Raw genomic sequence first — 20,966 nt, 5'->3', positions numbered from 1 at the left:
TTACGGTTTAGCATTTATCCAACAGCAGGCTAAATCGAATCAGCATATTTCAGGAGGCAGCATGAGCAAGGTCTTGGTGGTTGGCAGCATCAATATGGATCTGGTCGCGCAGGTGGGGCACTACCCGCGCTTGGGAGAAACCTTGCTGGGCAGTGGCTTTACCACCCACCACGGCGGCAAAGGTGCCAATCAGGCCGTTGCGGCAGCGCGGCTGGGCGCTCAGGTCAGCATGATCGGCCGGGTCGGCGATGATGCATTTGGCCAGCAGCTCACAGCCGGCCTGATCGCCGAAGGGATTGATACGCGCTGGATACAGACCAGCACGGGCATCGCCAGCGGAATCGCGATGATCACACTGGCGGGGAGCGACAACGCCATTATTGTAGTGCCCGGCGCCAATGCCATGCTCAGCCCCGCAGACATTCTGGCGGCCGAAGCGGCTTTTATTGATACCGATGTGGTGATCGCCCAGCTGGAAACGCCGCTACCCACCATTTGCCAAGTGGCCGAGCTGGCACAACGACACGGCAAACCTTTTGTGCTCAACCCCGCCCCGGCGATGACTTTACCTGCCGAGCTATTGGCGCAAGTGAGCCTGCTGACCCCCAATGAATTCGAGCTGGGCATGGCTTTGCAAATCCCGGAAAGCGAATGGCGCAGCGCCTTGCAGCAGCGCCCAGGCAAAGTGCTGATGACCGCAGGCCAGGATGGCGCGTGGTATTGCGATGAAAACGGACAACTGCAGCAGCAAGCGAGTTTCAAGGTTGAAGCGCTCGACACCACCGGCGCGGGCGACACCTTTAATGGCGCGCTGGCCGCCTTCTGGGATCTAGGCCTGGCGCAAGCCAGCCGTATGGCTTGTGCGGCAGCGGCTTTATCGGTGACCAAAGCCGGTGCTCAAGGTGGCATGCCAACACAAGCGCAATTGCTGGCATTTCTGAGTGAACAAGGAGAAGCAGCATGAAAAAGCTAGGTCATCTCAACCGTGACATCAGCCGCGTATTGGCGAGCATGGGGCACACCGACAGCATCGTGATTGCCGACTGTGGCCTGCCGATCCCCGATCATGTGGAGTGCATCGATTTATCGCTACAAATTGGCACACCGTCGTATTTCGCCACACTGGACAGCATTCTGGCCGATTTTCAGGTTGAGCGCGCCGTACTCGCCAGCGAATGCCAGAGCAAAAACCCCGCCGTCGCCGAGCAAGCCGAAGGCATGGCGCAGCACGGCGTACAGATCGACTATGTGCCGCACGAGCAATTTAAGCAGCTCACCCACCAAGCTCGCGCGATTATCCGCACCGGTGAAGCCAGCCCTTACGCCAATATCGTGCTGTATTCCGGTGTGATCTTTTAGGAGCCGAGCATGTTGATCCAAATGAAAGGCATCAGCAAAGCCTTTGGCCCCGTCCGGGTACTGGAAGGCGTCGATTTTGCGCTGGAGCGCGGCGAGATTCATGCGCTGATGGGTGAAAACGGCGCGGGTAAATCCACCTTGATGAAAATCTTGTGCGGTGTGTATCAAGCTGATAGCGGCACCATTGCTGTGGATGGGAGCAATACCCCCATTAAAAACACCAGCGATGCCGAAAAGCAGGGCATTGCCATCATTCACCAGGAGCTGAACCTGATCCCGCAATTGTCGGTGATGGAAAACATGTTTCTGGGGCGTGAACCACGGCGTTTTGGCGTGATCAACACGATCAAAATGCGCTCGCAATGCCTGGAATATCTGCAATTGCTGGGGATTGAAAACCTCGACCCCGATGTCGAAGCCGGCACGCTGTCGATTGGCCAGCAGCAAATGGTCGAAATCGCCAAAGCGCTGTCGCTCAATGCGCAGACGCTGATTATGGACGAGCCGACTGCGGCGCTGTCCGAGCGTGAAACCGAAAAGCTGTTTGGCATCATTGCCGATCTGAAATCACGCGGCGTCGGCATTGTGTATGTGTCGCACCGGATGGAAGAGATTTTCAAAGTCTGCGACAAGATCTCGGTACTGCGTGATGGTCAATTCGTTGGCGAGCGGGTGATTGCACAGACCAACTTTGACGAAATCGTCCGCATGATGGTCGGCCGTGAAATTGGTGATCGTTTTCCGCAGCGGCAGGCCACGCTAGGCGAAGTGCGACTGAAAGTCAGTGATCTGGCCGATGCCACCATTAGCGGGATTAATTTTGAAGTACGTGCCGGTGAAGTTCTGGGCATCGCCGGTTTGATGGGCGCGGGGCGCAGTGAAATCCTGAAAACCATTTTTGGCATTAATCGAAAAGGATCAGGCCGCGTTGAGCTCGATGGCCAAGAGCTCCATGCGCGTAATCCCGCTGAAGCGATTGCCGCTGGCATTGGTTTTGTCACCGAAGATCGTAAAAGCCAAGGTTTGGTGCTGGGCTTGTCGGTGCGCGAAAACGCCACGCTGGCCAATCTATCGAAATACGCGCGTTTTGGCGTGATCAATCACGCAGAGCAAATGGCGGTAGTGCAGCGGGAAATCGACCGGATGCACATCCGCACTCGCGATGCCGAGCTGGAAGTGAAATCCCTATCGGGCGGTAATCAACAAAAAGTGGTGTTTGCCAAATGGCTGGGCATTGCGCCCAAGGTCCTGTTTCTTGATGAGCCTACCCGTGGCGTCGACGTCGGCGGCAAGGCTGAAATCTATCAAATCATTAATGAATTAGCGCAGTCAGGCGTGGCGATTGTGATGGTGTCGTCCGAATTGCCGGAAGTTCTGGCCATGAGTGATCGCGTATTGGTGATGCATCAGGGGACACAGGCGGGGATTTTCAGCCAGCCCGATGCTGAAACGGTAATGACTGCTGCAACTGGAGGTTTGAAATGATGAATATGACGATACAACACAAAGCGACCCTGCAAAAACTGGGCCCATTTCTGGCGCTACTGGTTTTGGTGGCCGGTTTGGCGATCACCAGCCCGGATTTTATGACCGTCGGCAATTTGCTGAATGTGTTCCGCCAGGTGTCGATCAATGCGCTGATCGCCTTTGGCATGACGCTGGTGATTTTGCTCGGCGGGATTGATTTATCGGTCGGCTCGATTCTGGCGCTGTCTTCGGTACTGACCGCGCTGATGCTCAGCCACGGGATTGATCCGGTGGTCGCAACCAGCGTTGGCGTGCTGGCCGGTGCGGGTATGGGCATGGTCAATGGCCTGATTATCAGCAAGGGCAAAGTCGCGCCGTTTATTGCCACGCTGGGAACGATGACGATTTTGCGCGGCTTATCGCTGGTGTTCTCTGAAGGCCGCCCAATTACGGGCCTCAATAGCGACTTTTTCGCCATGCTCGGCGGCGGCTATGTGGCGGGCTTTATTCCGGTGCCAGTCATTCTGATGCTGGTGATGTTTGCCGTGTTCTGGTTTGTACTCAAACGCACCGTGTTTGGCCGCCACGTGTATGCCGTCGGCGGCAACGAAGAAGCGGCAGCCTTGTCGGGCATAAAAACTGATCGCATCAAAATCTGGGTCTATACGCTATCGGGCGCAATGGCCGCAACGGCCGGGATGATTCTGACTTCACGTCTCAATTCTGCTCAGCCGACGGCCGGAACGGGCTATGAGCTGGATGCAATTGCAGCGGTGGTACTCGGCGGAACTAGCCTGACCGGTGGCCGTGGCTGGATCTTTGGCACGCTGGTTGGCGCCTTGCTGATCGGGATTTTGAACAATGGCTTAAATCTGCTGGGCGTGTCGTCGTTCTATCAGCAGGTGATTAAAGGTGTCGTGATTTTGCTGGCGGTCTTGCTTGATCGCTCAGGAAAAAAAGCCTGATTTTTTATCAGGACAACAAGAGGTATTGCCCGGTAAATATTGATTTGATTGATACAGAGCGAAATACCCTGCTTTACTTTCTCTTACAATTTACGGAGTCACCCATGAAACGCATTCTTTCTCCCCTATTGATTGGCCTGCTGGCCACGGGTCTGATCGCCTGCTCAAAACAAGGCCCAGATACCCAGGTCGCAGCCGAGCCTGCGCCCGCCAGCGCCCAACTGAGCGTAGGGCTGGCTATTTCCACCCAGAACAACCCCTTCTTTGTCGCGCTGCGAGACGGTGCAGCTGCCGAAGCCACCACGCAAGGCGTTAAGCTGATTACCGTCGACGCGCAGGACGATTCGGCCAAGCAGATTTCAAATATTGAAGATCTGATTCAGAAAAAAGTTCAGGTCATCCTGATCAACCCGACCGATTCGGATGCCGTAGCTGGCGCGGTGAATGAAGCACTCAAAGCCGGGATCAAAGTGGTATCGCTCGATCGCAGCGTCAATGGCGCACAAGTGAACGCCCATATTGCTTCGGACAATATCGCTGGTGGCAAAATGGCCGCAGAATTCTTGCTGGAAAAAATCGGCGGCAAAGGCAGTATCGTCGAGCTCGAAGGTATTCCTGGCTCTTCAGCTGCGCGTGAACGCGGCCAGGGCTTTCATTCGGTCGTTGATGGCAAGGCGGATTTAAAGCTGGTCGCCAAACAGGCTGCCGACTTTGACCGAGCCAAAGGCCTCTCGGTGATGGAAAACATCCTGCAGGGCAATAAGGACGTGAAAGGCGTTTTTGCGCATAACGATGAAATGGCGCTGGGCGCACTGAAAGCCATCGAAGCGGCAGGGCTGAAAAATGTGGTGGTAGTCGGCTTTGATGCCACCACCGACGCGGTGAATGCAGTGAAAGCGGGCCAGCTGGCAGCCACAGTGCAGCAAAAACCCGAGCTGATTGGTAAAATGGGCGTCGAAACGGCCATCAAGCTGAGTAAGGGCGAAGCGGTTGATGCCTTTATCCCCGTGCCGCTGGATGTAGTCAAACAATAAGCAGCAATACGTTTTGCCGGATGAAGCAGCGGAACAGTAGCAGTGGAAAAGTTGCTTGGTTTCCCTGCTTCGCCCCGGCAAGACAGCCCAGCCGATGAGCGCATCGGTGCCCAATAGGGCTCAACAGGAATCCAATGACAGCCTATCAACGCCTCACCATTGCCGATATCGCCCACCTGGCCGGAGTTTCAAAAACCACGGCCAGCATGGTGCTCAACGATCGCGCCGAGCAATATCGCATCGCTCCGGCCACGGTGGAGCGCGTCAAGCAGATTGCCGCCGAGCACCATTTCCAGCCCTCAACATCCGCGCGCTCGCTGCGCACCCGGCGCAGCAGCACACTGGGTCTGGTCGTGCCCGAGCTGGGTAATTTTGCCCATGCCATGCTGGCGCAGGCGCTGGAAGCACTGTGCCGCGAGGCTGGATTTCAGCTGTTTGTGGTCTGCAGCAATGATCAGGCGGCGATGGAAGTCACCGCCGTCGAGCAATTGCTGGCGCGTCAGGTGGACGGACTGATGCTGGTGCCGTGCACCACCAACGCCAAACTGTACGCCAAATGGGCCAAAAGGCTGCCGCTGGTGCTGGTTGACCGCCGCGTGATCGGCAGCACCCTGCCCTTTGTCGTGAGCAATGCGCAGGACAAAGTCCAGGAGCTGATCGGCAGCGCTCTGGCGCATGGCGTGCGCGAAATTGCCTATTTTGGCGGGCAGATTGCGCTCTCGCCCAGCGTGGACAGGCTGGCAGGCTTTGAGCAAGCCTGGCAGGCAGTACACGCCGAAGCCAACCTGGCACTGATTTTTCATCGTGACTACCAGCAGCACAGCGGCTACGCGATGATGGCCGATTGTTACCAGCAACTGGGGCGCTACCCGGAGGCGGTCTTTACCGCATCCATCTCGCTACTGGAAGGCGTGCTGGCCTTTATCAATGAAAAAGACAAATTCAAAACAGCGCCGCAGCATTTGCTCAGCTTTGACGACCACCGCCTGCTCGACTGCATGCCACGCCCGATCAACGCTGTGGTACAAGACAGCCAGCAACTGGCCGCACAAAGCCTGCGCCACATCATTGCACTGCTGGCTGGCGAGAGCATTGAATCGGTCTGGATACAAGCACACATCAACTGGCGGCAGAGCTTTGCTTAGTGCTGCTCTGTGATTAATATCCAGGGCAATATTCTTAATACGCACTAATAAGAAACCGCTGGCGTTGCTCTGGGGCTTAACATCCCGTCCAAGCAGGCCGAGCGAGACGCGAGATAAGCAGTTTTATCGTTTGGCTCTTAACGAGAGAGGGCACGCTGGAGCCGACTACGCCCCGGGTCGCAGTCGGCTTTGGCTACAACGCAAAGCCCTTACCTGTCCGCGTGGCGGAACGCGTGGGCAAATATCGTACCGAAGACACATAAAACAAAACCGCCGGAATAATCCTGCAGTTTATTTGTCACTTGTCACGATTGACGTTGGGCTGCGCAGGCTTAGCCCAGCCTACACGCCAATCAATCAAGGGGTATATCGATCAAATCAAGAATAAAATTAACCTTCCGAACAATACCCTAGCACGTATATGCACAGATCGTTGTGCCACGTGGATTCCCCTGCATCTGCGCCGAGCGAGGAACAGGCGGGGCGGGGTTTCGGTTGCGCCTGTTTTGTTAAGCGCAACCGCCGCCTCGACTGTCCGCAGTGAGGGTATCCCGCGAAGCGGGATGCAGATGCCGGGGTCGCTTTTTCTTTGGTTCTGTTTCTTTTGGCGAAGCAAAAGAAATGAACCCGTGCGCGCGGCGGAACGCGCATTGAAAACATTGTGCCGAAGGCACATAAAACCATTACAATATTTGAAATAAAATCATCCCAAAAAGATATCTCAAATAAGATGCACAACGAACTTCTTCAAAAACAATATGACTTTGAGCTAGAACAAAGAAACTCCATTGCATCTGCAATCAACATACCTATCGTTGCAGTAACTGTTGTTTCAAGTGCTGCATCAATAATATCAATTGACTATCAGTACAACTCAAGCATCAAGACATACATCTTCTTATTCTTCATAACTCTCACAGCAATATTTATTGCACGATCAGTTTTCTTTACATTTAAATCATTCTTAGATTATGAATACAAAAAACTACCTAACTCAGCATCACTTTTACTATATCGCGCCGATCTACTTGAATGGCACACAAAAAACCCAACATCAAACTCAACTGCAACCGCAGAAGAAAGCACAAACTTTGATTTCTCAAACTATTTAAACAATCTGCTAGCCGATGCAGCCGACTGGAATAGCCAAAACAATATAATTAGAGGAAACTACTTACATCGTTCGACTGCCGCAGTTGCAATTTCAATCTTAATGTTAGCTCCATCGGGTTTACTCTATATTCACAACAAAGCTACATCGGAAGAAAAAACATACCAAGTACAACTTATTCAACCAACGAATCAATCAGCAAAGGAAAAAAACGTGTCGAACAACTCAAACAACTCCAATACCAACACGCCTACAACAGCACCTTTACAAGCTCCAATACCAAGCACAAAACCGACAGGGCCCTCAAACGTTATTTTCAAAGGAAACACTGACATTCCAAAACCTAGCGCAACGAACAATCTAGAGAAAAAATAATTTTTCTTTTCAAATAAATAATGGCGCCACAGCGCCATTATTTATTTGAATCAAAAGCTCAATCAAAACCCCTGCTGAATATCCTTAATCAAATCCCCAACATGCTCCAGCCCCACTGAAATCCGCACCAGACCATCACCAATCCCTGCCGCTGCGCGGGCTTCTGGCGTCAGACGGCCGTGCGAGGTGGTGGCTGGGTGCGTGATCGTTGTTCGCGTATCGCCTAGATTAGCCGTGCGGCTCATTAGCTCGACTTTGTCGATCAGGGCCCAGGCGGCGTCTTTGCCGCCAACCAGATCAAACGACACCACGCCGCCGCCGCCGGTTTGTTGCTGCTGTGCCAGCTCGTACTGCGGGTGAGATTTCAGTCCAGGGTAATAGACTTTGGCGACTTGCGGCTGCGCTTCGAGCCAAGTGGCCAATTCCAGCGCTTTCTCGCAATGCGCTTTCATGCGGATACCCAGCGTCTCCAAGCCCTTGAGCATCACCCAGGCATTGAATGGCGACAGCGTCGGGCCTGCCGTGCGCAGGAATAAATAGATGGGCTCCAGCGTCGCGTGATTGCCGACTACTGCACCACCGAGCACCCGCCCCTGACCGTCGATGTATTTGGTCGCTGAATGCACAACGATGTCGGCGCCGAGTTTAAGCGGCTGCTGCAGCGCTGGCGAGCAGAAGCAGTTATCAACCACCAGCAAGGCATTGTGTTGATGCGCAACAGCAGCAATCGCGGCCACGTCGGCAATTTCGGTCAGCGGATTGGACGGTGTTTCAAGGAAAAATAATTTTGTTGCGGGGGTAACGGCCTGCGCCCAAGCATTGACGTCGGTTGGCGAGACATACGTCACAGTGACACCAAATTTGCCTAGGTAGGCGTTAAACAGCTGGATCGTCGCGCCAAACAGGCTGTTCGACGACACGATATGGTCGCCCGATTTGAGCAAGCCCATGCACAAGGACAAAATCGCGCTCATCCCCGATGCCGTGGCCACACAACGCTCGCCGCCTTCCAACGCCGCCAGACGTTGCTCGAAAGCGCTCACCGTCGGGTTGGTAAAGCGCGAATAGATATAACCGGGCACTTGGCCGGTGAATTTCAGCGCGGCTTCTTCGGCCGACCCAACGACAAAGCTCGACGTTAAATGCATGGCATCCGAATGTTCGCCAAATTCGGAACGCATCGTACCGGCACGTACGGCGAGGGTTTCGGGATGAAGATCGTCAAAATCGAGCATGTTTTTTCCTTGTCAGTAGACAAAAGTGTTCACGCTTTGCCGCCTCGTCATACCGTTGTACTTGCTTGTACTCACTGTACTTCGAGGCGCCAAGGGAAAACTTCTGGCTTGGTACTTAAATAAAAACGGGAGCCGTAGCTCCCGTTTTTGTGTGCTTTGCACAATTAAATCAAATTTTGTTCGGCAACGCCAATATTGAGATCGACTACCGAGCCCACATTGTCTGCCTTGGTCGACAATGGTGAGAGGCGCTTGGCTTCCAGCTCGTCCAGATAAGCGTCGGTAATGTCGCCGGTGATGTAGTGGCCATCAAAACACGAGGTTTCAAATTGCGTGATTTTGCCACCACTGGCATCGGTACATGCTTGGATCAGCGCGGAGAGATCCTGATAGATCACGCCATCGGCACCAATTTCAGCGGCAATTTGCGCCGCGTCACGGCCTGTTGCGATCAATTCATTGCGCGTTGGCATATCAATGCCGTAAACGTGCGGAAATTTAACCGGCGGTGCAGCTGAAGCCAGATAGACTTTTTTCGCGCCCGAATCGCGCACCATCTGCACGATTTCTTTGGAAGTCGTGCCACGCACAATCGAGTCGTCAACCAGCATGACGTTTTTGCCACGGAACTCAACGGCAATCGGGTTCAGCTTCTGGCGTACCGATTTTTTCCGGCTGGCCTGGCCCGGCATGATAAAGGTGCGGCCAATATAGCGGTTTTTCATAAAGCCTTCGCGATACGGCAGGCCCAGTGCATCGGCCAGTTGCAGCGCCGAATCGCGGCTGGTATCGGGAATTGGAATCACCACGTCAATATCCAGCGCAGGCACTTGCTTGCGCACTTTTTCTGCCAGCTGCTCACCCATTTTCAGGCGGGCTTCGTGCACCGAAATGCCGTCGATGACGGTATCAGGGCGGGCAAAATACACATGCTCGAAAATACAGGGAATCAGCGTTGGTGATGAATGGCATTGCTGGCTAGAGAATTCACCGTCAAAAGTGACATAAACCGCTTCACCCGGTGCAATATCACGCTCGAATTTAAAGCCCAGCACATCGTGCACAACCGATTCGCTGGCCACAATGTATTCACGGCCATCAGCCGTGTCGTGCACGCCGAGCGACAGTGGACGGATGCCGTGCGGATCACGGAAAGCCACCATGCCAAAACCGGCAATGATCGCCACCACCGCGTAGGCCCCCTTCACACGGCGATGCACGGCTTTGACCGCGTCAAATACCGTTTGAGCATCGAGCTGCGGGCCTGACACACGGCGCGACAGTTCATGGGCAAACACATTACACAGCGCTTCGGAATCCGAATTGGTGTTGATATGGCGCAGGTCGGTGCGGTACATATCTTCTTTAAGCTGTTTGTCGTTGGTCAGATTGCCATTGTGCGCCAGCACGATACCAAACGGACTATTGACATAAAACGGCTGCGCTTCAGCCAGACTCGACGCCGATCCGGCAGTCGGGTAGCGCACATGACCAATGCCGACATTGCCTTGCAAAGAGCGCATATTGCGGGTGCGAAATACATCGCGCACCAGCCCCTGCCCTTTATGCATATGCAACACCTGTTGCTCGGCTGTAACGATACCGGCTGCATCCTGGCCGCGATGCTGAAGCACCAGCAGACCGTCGTACAACATTTGATTAACCGGCGTTTTGGCGACCACACCTAGAATGCCACACATTAGCTCAGACCCTTAGACTTACAAAAATTATTCAAACTTAATCCGCGACGCCAGCACTTCGGGCAACCACGGTTTTACAAATTCCGCGCTTTGCTCGAACAGCGGACTAAACATGGCATCACGCCAAACCGCCGTACTGGGGAAACTGGTTAAACCGGACAAGACCACCAGCGTCAACATCAGCAAAAAACCACGTACCACGCCAAAAAACGCACCCAGAAACCGGTCTACCGGCTTAAGGCCGCTGGCTTTCAGAAATTGGTTGAGGGTAATGCGAACAATGGCAGATAAAAGCCAGGTTACAAAGAACACCACGATAAAACCGGCGACATAGCGCAAGCTGTCGGATGACAACGCCGATGGCATCATGCCAGCAGCATCGTCAGCAAATTGCGTCGCAGTCCAAAAAGCCAGCACCCAGGCTGCCAATGCCAGCACTTCCTGCGTGAGCCCGCGCATCACCGAGAGCAGCATCGACAAACCCAGAATGCCCAGCGCGATATAGTCAAACTGCGTCATTGCGCGGCCTTGACTACCAGCGTACCCGGTACGCCCAGCGAATCCAGACGCTGCATCCAGGCCTTGGCCTTGGCTTCGTCATTACCCGGACCAATGCGTACGCGGGTCAGCTCGCCCTTGGGCGTTGACACTTGCTCGCTACGCGCCGGAATGCCGGCGTCTTTCAGTTTTTTAAGTGTTTGTGCGGCTTTATCCGGGTCGGCGTAAGCGCCAATCTGGATGTAATAGATTTTGCCGGTTTTGGGTTCGGCGGTTTTATCCAGCGCGCCTTCCAGAATGGCCTTGGGGTCCAGAGCGGGCTTGGCCGTTGGCTTCGGGCTGGGTTTAGGGCTGGCTTTAACCGCAGCGGTGGGGCGTGCGCTCGGTTTGGCGGTGGCCACAATGTCGGGTCTGGCCGTAGGCTTAGCGGCTTCATTGGTGGCGGCGCGCTGGGCGGCATTGACCGATTCGGCATTGATCGATTCATTAGCGGCGACCACCTGCGGGGCGGACTCCTGATGCGTGACCAGTTTGCCTGGCAGCGCAACGGGAGCAATTCGGGAAGCGTCAACAGCAGCCACCGGCAGCACTTCCTGCGCAGCCGACTCGGATGCGGCGGGCGCTACGGCACTCGCCACTTGCGGCTGATCGAGCGAAACCACGGATGACAGCGCAGGTGCGCTGGAAATAATTTCGACAGACTGGTTTTCCAGCAGCGACTTGGGCGGCTCACCATCCAGCGCAGTCCATAGCACTGTCAGTGCAAACACCACCAGCGCAATGGCACCGAGCAGGCGGCGGCGCGCGCGTTTTCTTAACTGCAACAACTCGTCGCTAACATTCGCCATATTTTTTACTGTCCACGTGCCTGCATGACTTCGGCCACGGTGAAGAAAGAGCCAAAGACCAGAATTCTATCAGCTTCGTTCGCTGCCTCACAGGCTGCACGGTAGGCTTTTTCTACGCTTTCGTGCTCGAGCACCTTGGCGCGCGGCGAGATCGCCAGCACGGTTTGCGCCAAAGACGCCGCAGTGGCCGCACGTGGCAATTGGGGAGCGGCCAGATGCCAGACGTCGATCCGGTCGGCCACCAGCTTGATCACGCCGTCGATGTCCTTGTCCTGCATCATGCCGAGCACGGCATGCGTCACCGGATGAAAGCCCATATTATCGAGCGAGGCGCGAAATACCGCGGCTGCATGGGGGTTATGCGCCACATCGAGCACCACGATGGGTCTGCCGGGCAATACCTGGAAACGCGCCGGCCATTCCACTTCCAGCAGGCCGCGCTTGATGTCGCCCAGGCAGACGGGCAGCTGCTCTTTCACCGCTTCGAGCAAACCCAGCGCCATCGCCGCATTGCTCATCTGGTATTTGCCGCGCAGCGCCGGAATCGGCAGGGCATTTTTGCGTAATCCATTGCGATGCCACCACACCCATTGCTGACCTTCGGCCTGCATTTCAAAGCCGAAGTGCTGACCGATCAATTGCAAGTCTGCACCAACAGCATGTGCGACATCAATCAGTGTTTGTGGGGGTATAGGGTCAGAGCACAAGGCTGGCTTGCCTTGGCGATAGATACCCGCCTTTTCGGCACCAATTGCTTCACGGGTATCACCCAGATAGGCCTGATGATCAATCCCGATGCTGACCACGCCAGAAGCGGTTGGCTCGAAAATATTCACCGCATCGAGCCGACCACCCAGCCCCACCTCAAGCACCATCACGTCAACTTGCTGCGCGATAAATTGATGCACGGCGGCCAGCGTGCCAAATTCAAAGTAGCTTAGGGAAATATCGCCACGCGCGGCCTGAATGGCCGCAAAGCTGTCCACAATCGCCGCATCACCCACCGGCACGCCATTGATGGCAATGCGCTCGTTGTAATGCAAGAGATGCGGCGAGGTGTAAGTACCCACTTTATAACCGGCGATGGTCAGTATGCGCGTCAACATCGCGCAAACCGAGCCTTTGCCATTGGTTCCGGCCACGGTGATCACCGGGCAGTACGGAAAAAGCGCCATGCGCTCCTGCACCGTCTTGACCCGGCTCAAGCCCATATCAATGGCGACAGGATGCAGTTGTTCCAGATAATTGAGCCATTCGGCCAAGGTGGCGTCACGGCCCAGACCAGCCCCAGTTGCTACATTCATTAATTCACGGCTGCCTGATTATTGAGCAAGGTCAGTACATCAGCCAGACGCTGACGCAATTCGCGGCGATCGACAATCATGTCAATCGCGCCTTTTTCCAGCAAGAATTCCGAACGCTGGAAGCCTTCCGGCAGCGTTTCACGTACGGTCTGCTCGATCACACGCGGGCCAGCAAAACCGATGAGTGCACCTGGCTCGGCCATGACAACGTCGCCAATAAAGGCAAACGAAGCCGAAACACCGCCCATGGTCGGGTCGGTCAGCAAGGAAATAAACGGCAGCTTCTTGTCGGCCAGCTTGGTCAGGATGGCATTGGTTTTAGCCATCTGCATCAAGGAATTCAGGCCTTCCATCATTCGCGCGCCGCCTGAAGCCGAAACGCAAATAAAGGGCAAATCATTTTCAATCGCCACTTTCACGCCGCGCACAAAACGCTCGCCCACCACCGAGCCCATTGAGCCACCGATGAATTTGTACTCAAACGCCGCCACCACCACAGGCACCGACAAAATACTGCCTTGCATCACAACCATCGCATCATCTTCGCCAGTTGCAGCGGCTGATGCAGTTAATTGGTCACTGTAGCGTTTATTGGCTTTGAACTTGAGCACGTCGACTGGTTTGACTTCGGAGCCGATTTCATAACGCCCTTCTACATCCAGCAACTGGTTCAAGCGCGCACGCGCCGGAACGGCATTATGGAAATTGCATTTTGGGCAGACTTCCAGATTGTTTTCCAGATCGGAGCGATACAGCACCGCACTGCACGCCGAACACTTGCTCCACAAGCCTTCCGGCACGGCCGAGGTATTCGGTGTGGTGCGGCTTTTGATTTTTGGGGGTAATAGTTTTTGTAACCAGCTCATTTTTTATCCTCTACGGTCTGATCAGACGCGGGCTGTATCCATTGCAGCGCGTACGCCAGACAGGAACTCGGTGAGGCGGCTTGCAAGCCCTGCTTCACCCTGCTCAACTTCTTGCACCAAACGCGAACCGATCACGACGGCATCGGCAATTTTGGCGACATTTTTGGCCGATTCGGCATCGCGAATGCCAAAACCGACACCAATTGGAATATTTAGATATTGCTTTAGGAAATCAAGCTTTTCGGCCACATTGGCAACGTCCAGATTGGCCGAGCCGGTGACGCCTTTCAATGAAACGTAATACACATAGCCGCTGGCCATTCGTGCCACTTCCTTGACGCGCGATTCCGGCGTTGTCGGCGCCAAGAGGAAAATTGGATCAAGGCCGTGTTTTTTATAGACGGAGACGGACTCTTCGGCCTCTTCGGGCGGCATATCAACCGTGAGAACACCGTCAACACCCGCAGCAACGGCGGCAGTTGCGAAAGCTTCATAACCCATCGCTTCAACCGGATTGGCATAACCCATCAGCACCACCGGTGTGCTGGCATTGGTTTGGCGAAATTCGGCCACATAAGCCAACACATCGCGTAGCGAAACATTGTGCTTTAAGGCACGCTCGGACGCGCGCTGAATCACCGGGCCGTCGGCCATCGGATCAGAGAACGGCACGCCCAATTCCAGAATATCTGCGCCGCCAGCGACCAGCGCATGCATCAGACCCACGGTACTGGCAGGCGCAGGATCGCCCGCAGTAATAAACGGAATCAAGGCCTGGCGATTGGCCGCCTTGAGGTTTTGCATTACCGATTCAATACGTGACATAGGGTATATCTACCAAAGCTATACTGAGACTGAGCTAGGGGCAGATACCCCTAGATCACATTTAGAGTTGAATGCCGAGTTTTTTCGCAATCGTCGGAATATCTTTATCACCACGCCCCGACAAATTCACCAGCAGGATTTCATCCGGGCGCATGGTGGCGGCCATTTTCGCTGCTTGGGCCAGCGCATGACTGGACTCAAGCGCCGGGATAATCCCCTCGTATTTGCACAAATCGTGGAAAGCCTGCATCGCTTCATCGTCATTGATCGCCACATATTCTGCGCGGCCAATGTCTTTCAGATAGCTATGTTCCGGACCAACGCCCGGATAATCCAGACCCGCCGACATCGAATGCGTCTCGGAAATCTGGCCATTTTCGTCGTGCATCAGGTAAGAGCGCTGGCCGTGCAGCACGCCGGCTTTAGCGTTCGACGTCAGCGGTGCGGCGTGACGGCCGGTTTCTACACCGTCACCACCGGCTTCAACGCCGATCAGGCGCACGCCAGGCACTTCGATATAAGGGTGGAAAATACCAATCGCGTTCGAGCCACCGCCGACACAGGCAATCACCGCATCAGGCTGACGGCCTAGCATTTCCTGCATTTGCGCTTTACATTCTTCGCCGATCACGACCTGAAAATCGCGCACCAATTGCGGATACGGGTGCGGGCCTGCCGCAGTACCGATGATGTAATACGTCGAGTCCACATTGGTGACCCAGTCACGCATGGCTTCGTTCATTGCGTCTTTCAACGTCCGCGTGCCGGATTCAACGGCAACAACGGTCGCGCCGAGCAATTTCATACGGAATACATTCGGCGCCTGGCGCGCAACGTCTTCTGCGCCCATATACACGACACATTCCATGCCATAACGCGCAGCGACGGTCGCTGAAGCCACGCCATGCTGACCTGCGCCGGTTTCGGCAATCACGCGTTTTTTACCCATCCGACGCGCCAATAAGGCTTGACCGATGGTGTTGTTGACTTTGTGTGCGCCAGTGTGATTCAAATCTTCGCGCTTGAGATAAATTTGCGCGCCACCGATAGCCTTTGACCACCGCTCGGCATGATAAATCGGGCTAGGACGGCCAACGTAATGTTTCAGATCGTGGCGATATTCGGCCATAAATACCGGGTCTTTGATTGCGGCCTCAAACTCTTGCTTGAGTTCGTCCAGCGCAGGCATCAAAGTTTCAGCGACATAAATGCCGCCATGCTGACCAAAGTGTCCACGCTGATCCGGTTGCTGATATTTATCGTTCATCTTTATCTCACACTGTGTACAGCATTAATAAATGCACAAACCCGCTCTAAATCTTTAACCCCCTTGCTGCTCTCAACGCCACTAGAGACGTCAACAGCCCAGGGCTTCACTTGCCGCACTGCATTGGCCACATTATCAGCGTGCAAACCACCCGACAAAATCAGCGGCAGCGGCAAACTTTCGGGCAAAATTTGCCAATCAAACGCTTCACCAGTGCCGCCGGGAACGCCATCAACCCAAGCGTCGAGCATAATGCCACGACACAAAGGATGAACATAACTTTGCGCGTATTCTACCAAATTTATGTCAGGTTTTACCCTGAGCACCTTGATAAATGGGCGACCAAATTGCACACAATCGGCCAAACTCTCATCGCCGTGGAACTGCAGTAAGTCGATCGGGACGTTTTCCAACACGGCGCTGACAAAATCAGCCTCTGCATTCACAAACAACGCCACCGCCGTTGTAAAGGCAGGCAAAGCCGCCGCCAGCTCTTTGGCTTGCTCTATGGTGACATAGCGTGGGCTGGGTGGATAAAAAACAAGACCAATCGCATCGGCACCCAATGCAATAGTTTGTAGCAGCGTCTCGCGATCACGCAGACCGCAAACCTTAATACGGGGAATAGCCATGGAAAACCTCAAATCAGACCAAAACGCTGGATCGGCTCAGTCGCCAAACCGTATTTCTCGGGATAACTCACCCCGGTCAGATATAAACCATCCGGCATAAACGTCGGCGGTGCCACACTGCGGTTTTGCTGTGCAATGAGCCACTGCATCCACTCTGGCGACTCATTGCCTTTACCAATATGCAATAAGGCACCCATGATATTTCTAACCATATGATGCAGAAAAGCGGTGGCCGAAAAATCAAAATAAATCAGATCGCCTTGCTGACCAATATTAATTTTCAGCATTTGCTTCACCGGCGAGAGTGCCTGACACTCAGCGGCACGAAAACTACTGAAATCGTGCTCGCCCAGCAAAAAGCGGCTGGCTGCCGAGATTTTTTCCAGATCCAGCGAATTGTGAATCCAGCCTACCTGCCCAGCCAGCAGGCTGGGTCGCACCGGATGCTGCAACAATAGATAGCGGTAATGCCTCGCTGTTGCGACAAAACGCGAATGAAAATCGTCCGACACCTGCTGAGCCCAAAGGACGGCGATGCCCGACGGCAAAAAGCTATTCACCCCGCGCACCCACGCAGTAATCGGCCGGTTAACTGCAGTGTCAAAATGGACAATCTGCCGCGTGGCATGCACCCCGGCATCGGTCCGCCCTGCAGCATGGACGCGTAAGGCGTGCCCAGCCATTTGGCCAATGGCGCGCTCCATTTCACCTTGCACTGTTGCAACATCAGGCTGAATTTGCCAGCCATTAAAAGCCCTGCCATCATACTCAACAGCTAAAGCGTAGCGTTTCAATTCCAAAGTGCGGCATTCCCAATCAAAATAGTGAGTGCAATTGCCCCCAGCTGCACCACCAGAAACACGGCTTGCGTCAGAGACAAACCATTAAACTCAATGGCCAGCTGCTCGCCAGATGGCTCCGGGGCTCGCATCAAGTCGCCAAGCACATCGGCAAAGCGGTTTTTCTGCTCAAGCAATTGTTCTGCATAGTCCAGCGTCAAGCTCAGGCGCACCGCCATCCGCTCAGGACGAAATCCAATCCAATCCAGCGGCAAAAGCAAATAATACAGACCCGCGACTATAGCGCTCTTCGACAAAAACGTCAGCATGATTTGCAAACTGGCTACTACACAAACCAGACGAGCAAGCTGCTCGATAGCCAGACTGATGCCATTTACAGTAGGGGAAAGTGCGTGCGGCCATAGATAGACACCCGGCGTTGACCAGGCATAAATCATAAAGACGGCCAGCAACAGCCAGCGCATTCTAGGCAAGCTTTTGCTTAGCCGCGTACCCGCAAAAAACAGCGCCATACAGAACAGCAACGCAGCAAGCAGAAAAAGAGAAAGGCGCTCAAGCCATGGCAGCAGAGAAAGCAGCCAAAACCAGAGCGCCAGAATATTAACAGCGTGTAATTTCAATTATCAGAGATCAGCCAGCAGTGTTTTTGCCAGTTGCTGCTGCGCATCCGAACCTTCCTGCAGTGCCTCTTGCAAGATCTCGCGCGCACCTTCGACATCACCCATGTCGATATAGGCCTTGGCCAGATCAATCTTGGTCTGCACAGGATCGTCAGCAGCAAAATCCAGATCACCGGCAGCCGCGGCTTCACTCAGATCAAGGCTGATATCGCCAAAGGTGCTATCCACACCCGTACTATCCAAATCCAGAGCTGGAGCTTCACTGGCGCTAGCCACATCGAATGCTGACACTTCTTCTGCCGATTCCAGATCGAAATTAAAATCAAGCTTCAGATCGTCCTCTTCAGCTGCCAAATCTTCAGCAATCGGCAAGGACTCCGCAGGCAGCTCTGCCAATTGGGCGGCCTCTTTATCCGCGCCTAGTTCAAAGCCCCCGAAAGCATCAAGCTCGGTTGTTGCGGCAAAATCTTCAGTCAAATCATTCGCAGCAGTAATCGCCGAAGCCTCTGGGGCACTCATATTCAATTCGGCATCCAGATCCAGATCAAGCAACTGATCAATTGCCGAAAGTTCTTCAGCCGCAGACCCCGTATCAATTGGCAGATCCAGAGACAACAGTGCATCATCTGCACTTGCAGCCAACTCGATAGGCGCGTTTTCAGGCTCGACAACATCCAGATCCAAGGCTGCATCCAATGCCAAATCGTCGCCTGCATCTAGCGTAGCTTCAGCAGGACTAGGCGACGCTTCAACAGCAAGATCGAGATCGACAGGCGACACAGACAAATCCAGCGCCTCTGGCGCAGCCCCTTGCTCGGCATCAAAATCCAACTCAAAGTCCAGCTCATTGCTTGCTACGGCACTCAAATCCGGCGCAGTGACTTCCTCAAGTGCGGACGCCCCCACCACAACAGCAGGCGCAGCCAAACTGGTATCGACCACACCAGCAGGCTCCTTGCGATACAAAGGGTTTTCTGGATCGATAGCGCGGCCATTGGCAGCCGCCTCGCGCCACAAATCACCTTGGCCGTTAGTCACCGCAAACAATGAAGAAGCATGCTCTTCATATGAAGTAGCATCACGTCTTGCGGCGTAAATATCCAGCAGCTTCATCCGGATTTCATGACGGGAAGGATCTTTATGCAAGGCGTCTTTCAAAATTTCTTCGGCTTGCGCATCGCGACCGTAAGCCATATAAACTTCCGCTTCGGCAATCGGATCAACTTCATCGGTATCGATCGTGCCCAGACCTTGACGGCTAAAGTCGGTCAAGAACGAATTTTCAGTCGCTTGCGTACTGATTACGCCACCGCCAGTACTTCCAAGCACTGTATTCGCCTTTAGATCGCCGCCCGTGATAATACTGTCCTCAAACACACCAGGATTTTGCCGACGACGCGCCCACAACAAACCCGCTCCGCCGAGAACCAGCGCCAAAGCACCACCACCCAAGGCAAGCGAATTATCAAGCAGACCATCAAACAAGCCCGGCTCTTCAGCCACTGGAGCCTCTACTTGCACTCTGCGCTTAGGTTTGGCAGTAGCCACAGCACTTGCAACCACCTCCGAACTTGCTTCGCTTGCCACTTCGCTGGCAGCACTGGCAACCAGCGCGGGGTCAGAAGTAGCTTGCGCAGTTGCCACAGGTGATGCCGTCGCTCCAGCCTTCAAAGTCGCGAGCTTTTCCATGTCACTGACATTTTTCTGCAAAGCGGCCACGCGCTGATTGGCTTCATCAAGCGCTTTTTGTCGCGTCGCGATTTCCTCCTCCAGAGCCTTCAGCTTGGCCTGGTCGCCAGATTTTTTGGCTGCATCAGCAGCTTTTGACAACTTAAGAACATCTTTATTTGCATCGCTGGTGTTCGCGCCCTGATCCTGAACTTTGGCGGTAATCTTGCCGGCACCAGACTGCTCACTCAATACCTTGGCAGGGCCTTTCGACACGGACTCAGCCAATTTGCCACGATAAGCACTCCAATCCGCAGCCTGAACCTGGATCTCTTTGGCGGCCTCGGACTTTGAAGTTTGCTGCAACTGGGCCGCACTTGGCACATTCAGAATTTTTCCACTCTTCAAGCGATTCATATTGCCATCGAAGGCCGATGGATTGGCCTTGTATAGACCCACCAGCACCTGCTCCAGACTTACGCCAGATGGCTGAACTTGACGGGCAATCGAGCCCAGAGTCTCCCCAGATCGAACGCGATGCGAATCTGTCGCAGTCGAGGCGCTGGCTGCATCGCTTGACGAAGCCACTTCGTCACGACTTGGATTTACTGGAGTCTGATTGCTGACAACAGGTTTGGTCCGCTTTGGTTTTGCACCTTTGATCCCTCCCCGCGTTTGCGTACCAGGAAGATCCGAGCTGGCATATCGGGTTTTGTCGCTTGAATTGACGCCACCGGCATAATCAGCAGGATCAATCAACGCAGTGTATTCGCGCTGGATGCGACCAGTCGCCCAGTTGAGCTCAACCAGCAAATCAAGGAAAGGTTCTGCGATAGGCAGAGAGGAATTGACGACAACATAATATTGTCCATTCGGGCGCTTTTCGATATTAAAGCGCAAGCCTAATGACGCAGGAGGGTATTCGATGCGTGCATTGCTGTAACTTTCTGGTGGTGCCAAGCTAACAACCAGAGAATCAGCCTCATTGGGCTGTACGGAAACAAGATCTATCTCGCCACGAAACGGCTGCCCCAAACCCGATAAAACATTCAATCGCCCCAATCCGGCAGCATGCCCAAACAAGGGTAGTGCCGCCATGGCAACAGCCAGAACACAAGCTTTAAATCGAGGTGTTTTTTGCACGAGCAATCTCCGAAATGAGGCAGCGCTTTCATCAATCAGTAGGCGCACACGCACATACTTTTATTTACCACAAACGATGATCTTTCGCAGTGGGAAAGCAATAA

Annotated in this window: 19 protein-coding genes; 7 read left to right on the top strand and 12 right to left on the bottom strand. The window is 54.1% G+C overall.

The features are described from left to right. Nucleotides 1-61 precede the first annotated feature (61 nt). The 7 genes from ABHF33_RS16465 (at nucleotide 62) to ABHF33_RS16435 (ending at nucleotide 7,456) form a co-directional block, all read left to right on the top strand. Complete coding sequence (locus ABHF33_RS16465; protein ID WP_348944969.1) at nucleotides 62-964, top strand: ribokinase; 903 nt, start codon at nucleotides 62-64, stop codon at nucleotides 962-964. After that, entirely contained in the window at nucleotides 961-1,359 is a 399-nt protein-coding gene (gene rbsD, locus ABHF33_RS16460; RefSeq protein WP_348944968.1) for a D-ribose pyranase, read from the top strand. Before ABHF33_RS16465 ends, rbsD begins: the two co-directional genes overlap by 4 nt. A gap of 9 nt (nucleotides 1,360-1,368) precedes the next feature. Then, nucleotides 1,369-2,844: a sugar ABC transporter ATP-binding protein gene (locus tag ABHF33_RS16455; RefSeq protein WP_348944967.1), complete on the top strand. Its 1,476-nt coding sequence runs from the start codon at nucleotides 1,369-1,371 to the stop codon at nucleotides 2,842-2,844. Beyond that, nucleotides 2,841-3,791, top strand: coding sequence for an ABC transporter permease subunit (locus tag ABHF33_RS16450; protein WP_348944966.1), 951 nt, complete (start codon nucleotides 2,841-2,843; stop codon nucleotides 3,789-3,791). The genes ABHF33_RS16455 and ABHF33_RS16450 overlap by 4 nt, the downstream gene beginning before the upstream one ends. 104 nt (nucleotides 3,792-3,895) lie before the next feature. After that, the gene (rbsB, locus tag ABHF33_RS16445; protein WP_348944965.1) at nucleotides 3,896-4,825 is read left to right on the top strand and encodes a ribose ABC transporter substrate-binding protein RbsB; all 930 of its coding nucleotides are present in this window, start codon (nucleotides 3,896-3,898) and stop codon (nucleotides 4,823-4,825) included. Between the two features lie 134 nt (nucleotides 4,826-4,959). Next, nucleotides 4,960-5,970 carry a LacI family DNA-binding transcriptional regulator gene (locus ABHF33_RS16440; RefSeq protein WP_348944964.1) on the top strand — a complete coding sequence of 337 codons (1,011 nt, stop codon included), beginning with the start codon at nucleotides 4,960-4,962 and terminating at the stop codon, nucleotides 5,968-5,970. Nucleotides 5,971-6,631: 661 nt separating this feature from the next. Then, nucleotides 6,632-7,456: a hypothetical protein gene (locus tag ABHF33_RS16435; RefSeq protein ID WP_348944963.1), complete on the top strand. Its 825-nt coding sequence runs from the start codon at nucleotides 6,632-6,634 to the stop codon at nucleotides 7,454-7,456. 62 nt (nucleotides 7,457-7,518) lie between these two features. On the opposite strand, the gene ABHF33_RS16430 is transcribed toward ABHF33_RS16435, so the two are convergent. From ABHF33_RS16430 to ABHF33_RS16375, 12 genes are all read right to left on the bottom strand, one after another. After that, nucleotides 7,519-8,691 (bottom strand): O-succinylhomoserine sulfhydrylase, encoded by a 1,173-nt coding sequence (locus ABHF33_RS16430; RefSeq protein ID WP_348944962.1) that lies wholly within the window; start codon nucleotides 8,689-8,691, stop codon nucleotides 7,519-7,521. A 164-nt stretch (nucleotides 8,692-8,855) separates the two neighbouring features. Beyond that, complete coding sequence (purF, locus tag ABHF33_RS16425) at nucleotides 8,856-10,391, bottom strand: amidophosphoribosyltransferase (RefSeq protein WP_348944961.1); 1,536 nt, start codon at nucleotides 10,389-10,391, stop codon at nucleotides 8,856-8,858. A gap of 27 nt (nucleotides 10,392-10,418) precedes the next feature. Further along, nucleotides 10,419-10,910 (bottom strand): CvpA family protein, encoded by a 492-nt coding sequence (locus ABHF33_RS16420; protein WP_348944960.1) that lies wholly within the window; start codon nucleotides 10,908-10,910, stop codon nucleotides 10,419-10,421. Then, on the bottom strand, nucleotides 10,907-11,737 hold the full coding sequence (locus tag ABHF33_RS16415; RefSeq protein ID WP_348944958.1) for an SPOR domain-containing protein: 831 nt from the start codon (nucleotides 11,735-11,737) through the stop codon (nucleotides 10,907-10,909). The genes ABHF33_RS16420 and ABHF33_RS16415 overlap by 4 nt, the downstream gene beginning before the upstream one ends. 5 nt (nucleotides 11,738-11,742) lie before the next feature. Beyond that, nucleotides 11,743-13,041: a bifunctional tetrahydrofolate synthase/dihydrofolate synthase gene (gene folC / locus ABHF33_RS16410; RefSeq protein WP_348944957.1), complete on the bottom strand. Its 1,299-nt coding sequence runs from the start codon at nucleotides 13,039-13,041 to the stop codon at nucleotides 11,743-11,745. Next, nucleotides 13,041-13,907 (bottom strand): acetyl-CoA carboxylase, carboxyltransferase subunit beta, encoded by an 867-nt coding sequence (gene accD, locus ABHF33_RS16405; RefSeq protein WP_348944956.1) that lies wholly within the window; start codon nucleotides 13,905-13,907, stop codon nucleotides 13,041-13,043. The genes folC and accD overlap by 1 nt, the downstream gene beginning before the upstream one ends. Before the next feature lie 21 nt (nucleotides 13,908-13,928). Further along, entirely contained in the window at nucleotides 13,929-14,732 is an 804-nt protein-coding gene (gene trpA, locus ABHF33_RS16400; RefSeq protein WP_348944955.1) for a tryptophan synthase subunit alpha, read from the bottom strand. A 61-nt stretch (nucleotides 14,733-14,793) separates the two neighbouring features. Then, the gene (gene trpB, locus ABHF33_RS16395) at nucleotides 14,794-15,999 is read right to left on the bottom strand and encodes a tryptophan synthase subunit beta (RefSeq protein ID WP_348944954.1); all 1,206 of its coding nucleotides are present in this window, start codon (nucleotides 15,997-15,999) and stop codon (nucleotides 14,794-14,796) included. A 2-nt stretch (nucleotides 16,000-16,001) separates the two neighbouring features. Further along, complete coding sequence (locus ABHF33_RS16390) at nucleotides 16,002-16,631, bottom strand: phosphoribosylanthranilate isomerase (protein ID WP_348944953.1); 630 nt, start codon at nucleotides 16,629-16,631, stop codon at nucleotides 16,002-16,004. An 8-nt stretch (nucleotides 16,632-16,639) separates the two neighbouring features. Then, nucleotides 16,640-17,431, bottom strand: coding sequence for a tRNA pseudouridine(38-40) synthase TruA (gene truA, locus ABHF33_RS16385; protein ID WP_348944952.1), 792 nt, complete (start codon nucleotides 17,429-17,431; stop codon nucleotides 16,640-16,642). Beyond that, nucleotides 17,422-18,051 (bottom strand): hypothetical protein, encoded by a 630-nt coding sequence (locus tag ABHF33_RS16380; protein WP_348944951.1) that lies wholly within the window; start codon nucleotides 18,049-18,051, stop codon nucleotides 17,422-17,424. The genes truA and ABHF33_RS16380 overlap by 10 nt, the downstream gene beginning before the upstream one ends. A 3-nt stretch (nucleotides 18,052-18,054) precedes the next feature. After that, entirely contained in the window at nucleotides 18,055-20,862 is a 2,808-nt protein-coding gene (locus tag ABHF33_RS16375) for a FimV/HubP family polar landmark protein (protein WP_348944950.1), read from the bottom strand. Between the last annotated feature and the right edge of the window lie 104 nt (nucleotides 20,863-20,966).

This window comes from Chitinibacter sp. FCG-7 (assembly GCF_040047665.1).
GTDB lineage: Bacteria > Pseudomonadota > Gammaproteobacteria > Burkholderiales > Chitinibacteraceae > Chitinibacter > Chitinibacter mangrovi.
The sequence above is the reverse complement of the archived record's forward strand: the minus strand, read 5'-3'. Positions and strand labels throughout refer to the sequence as shown.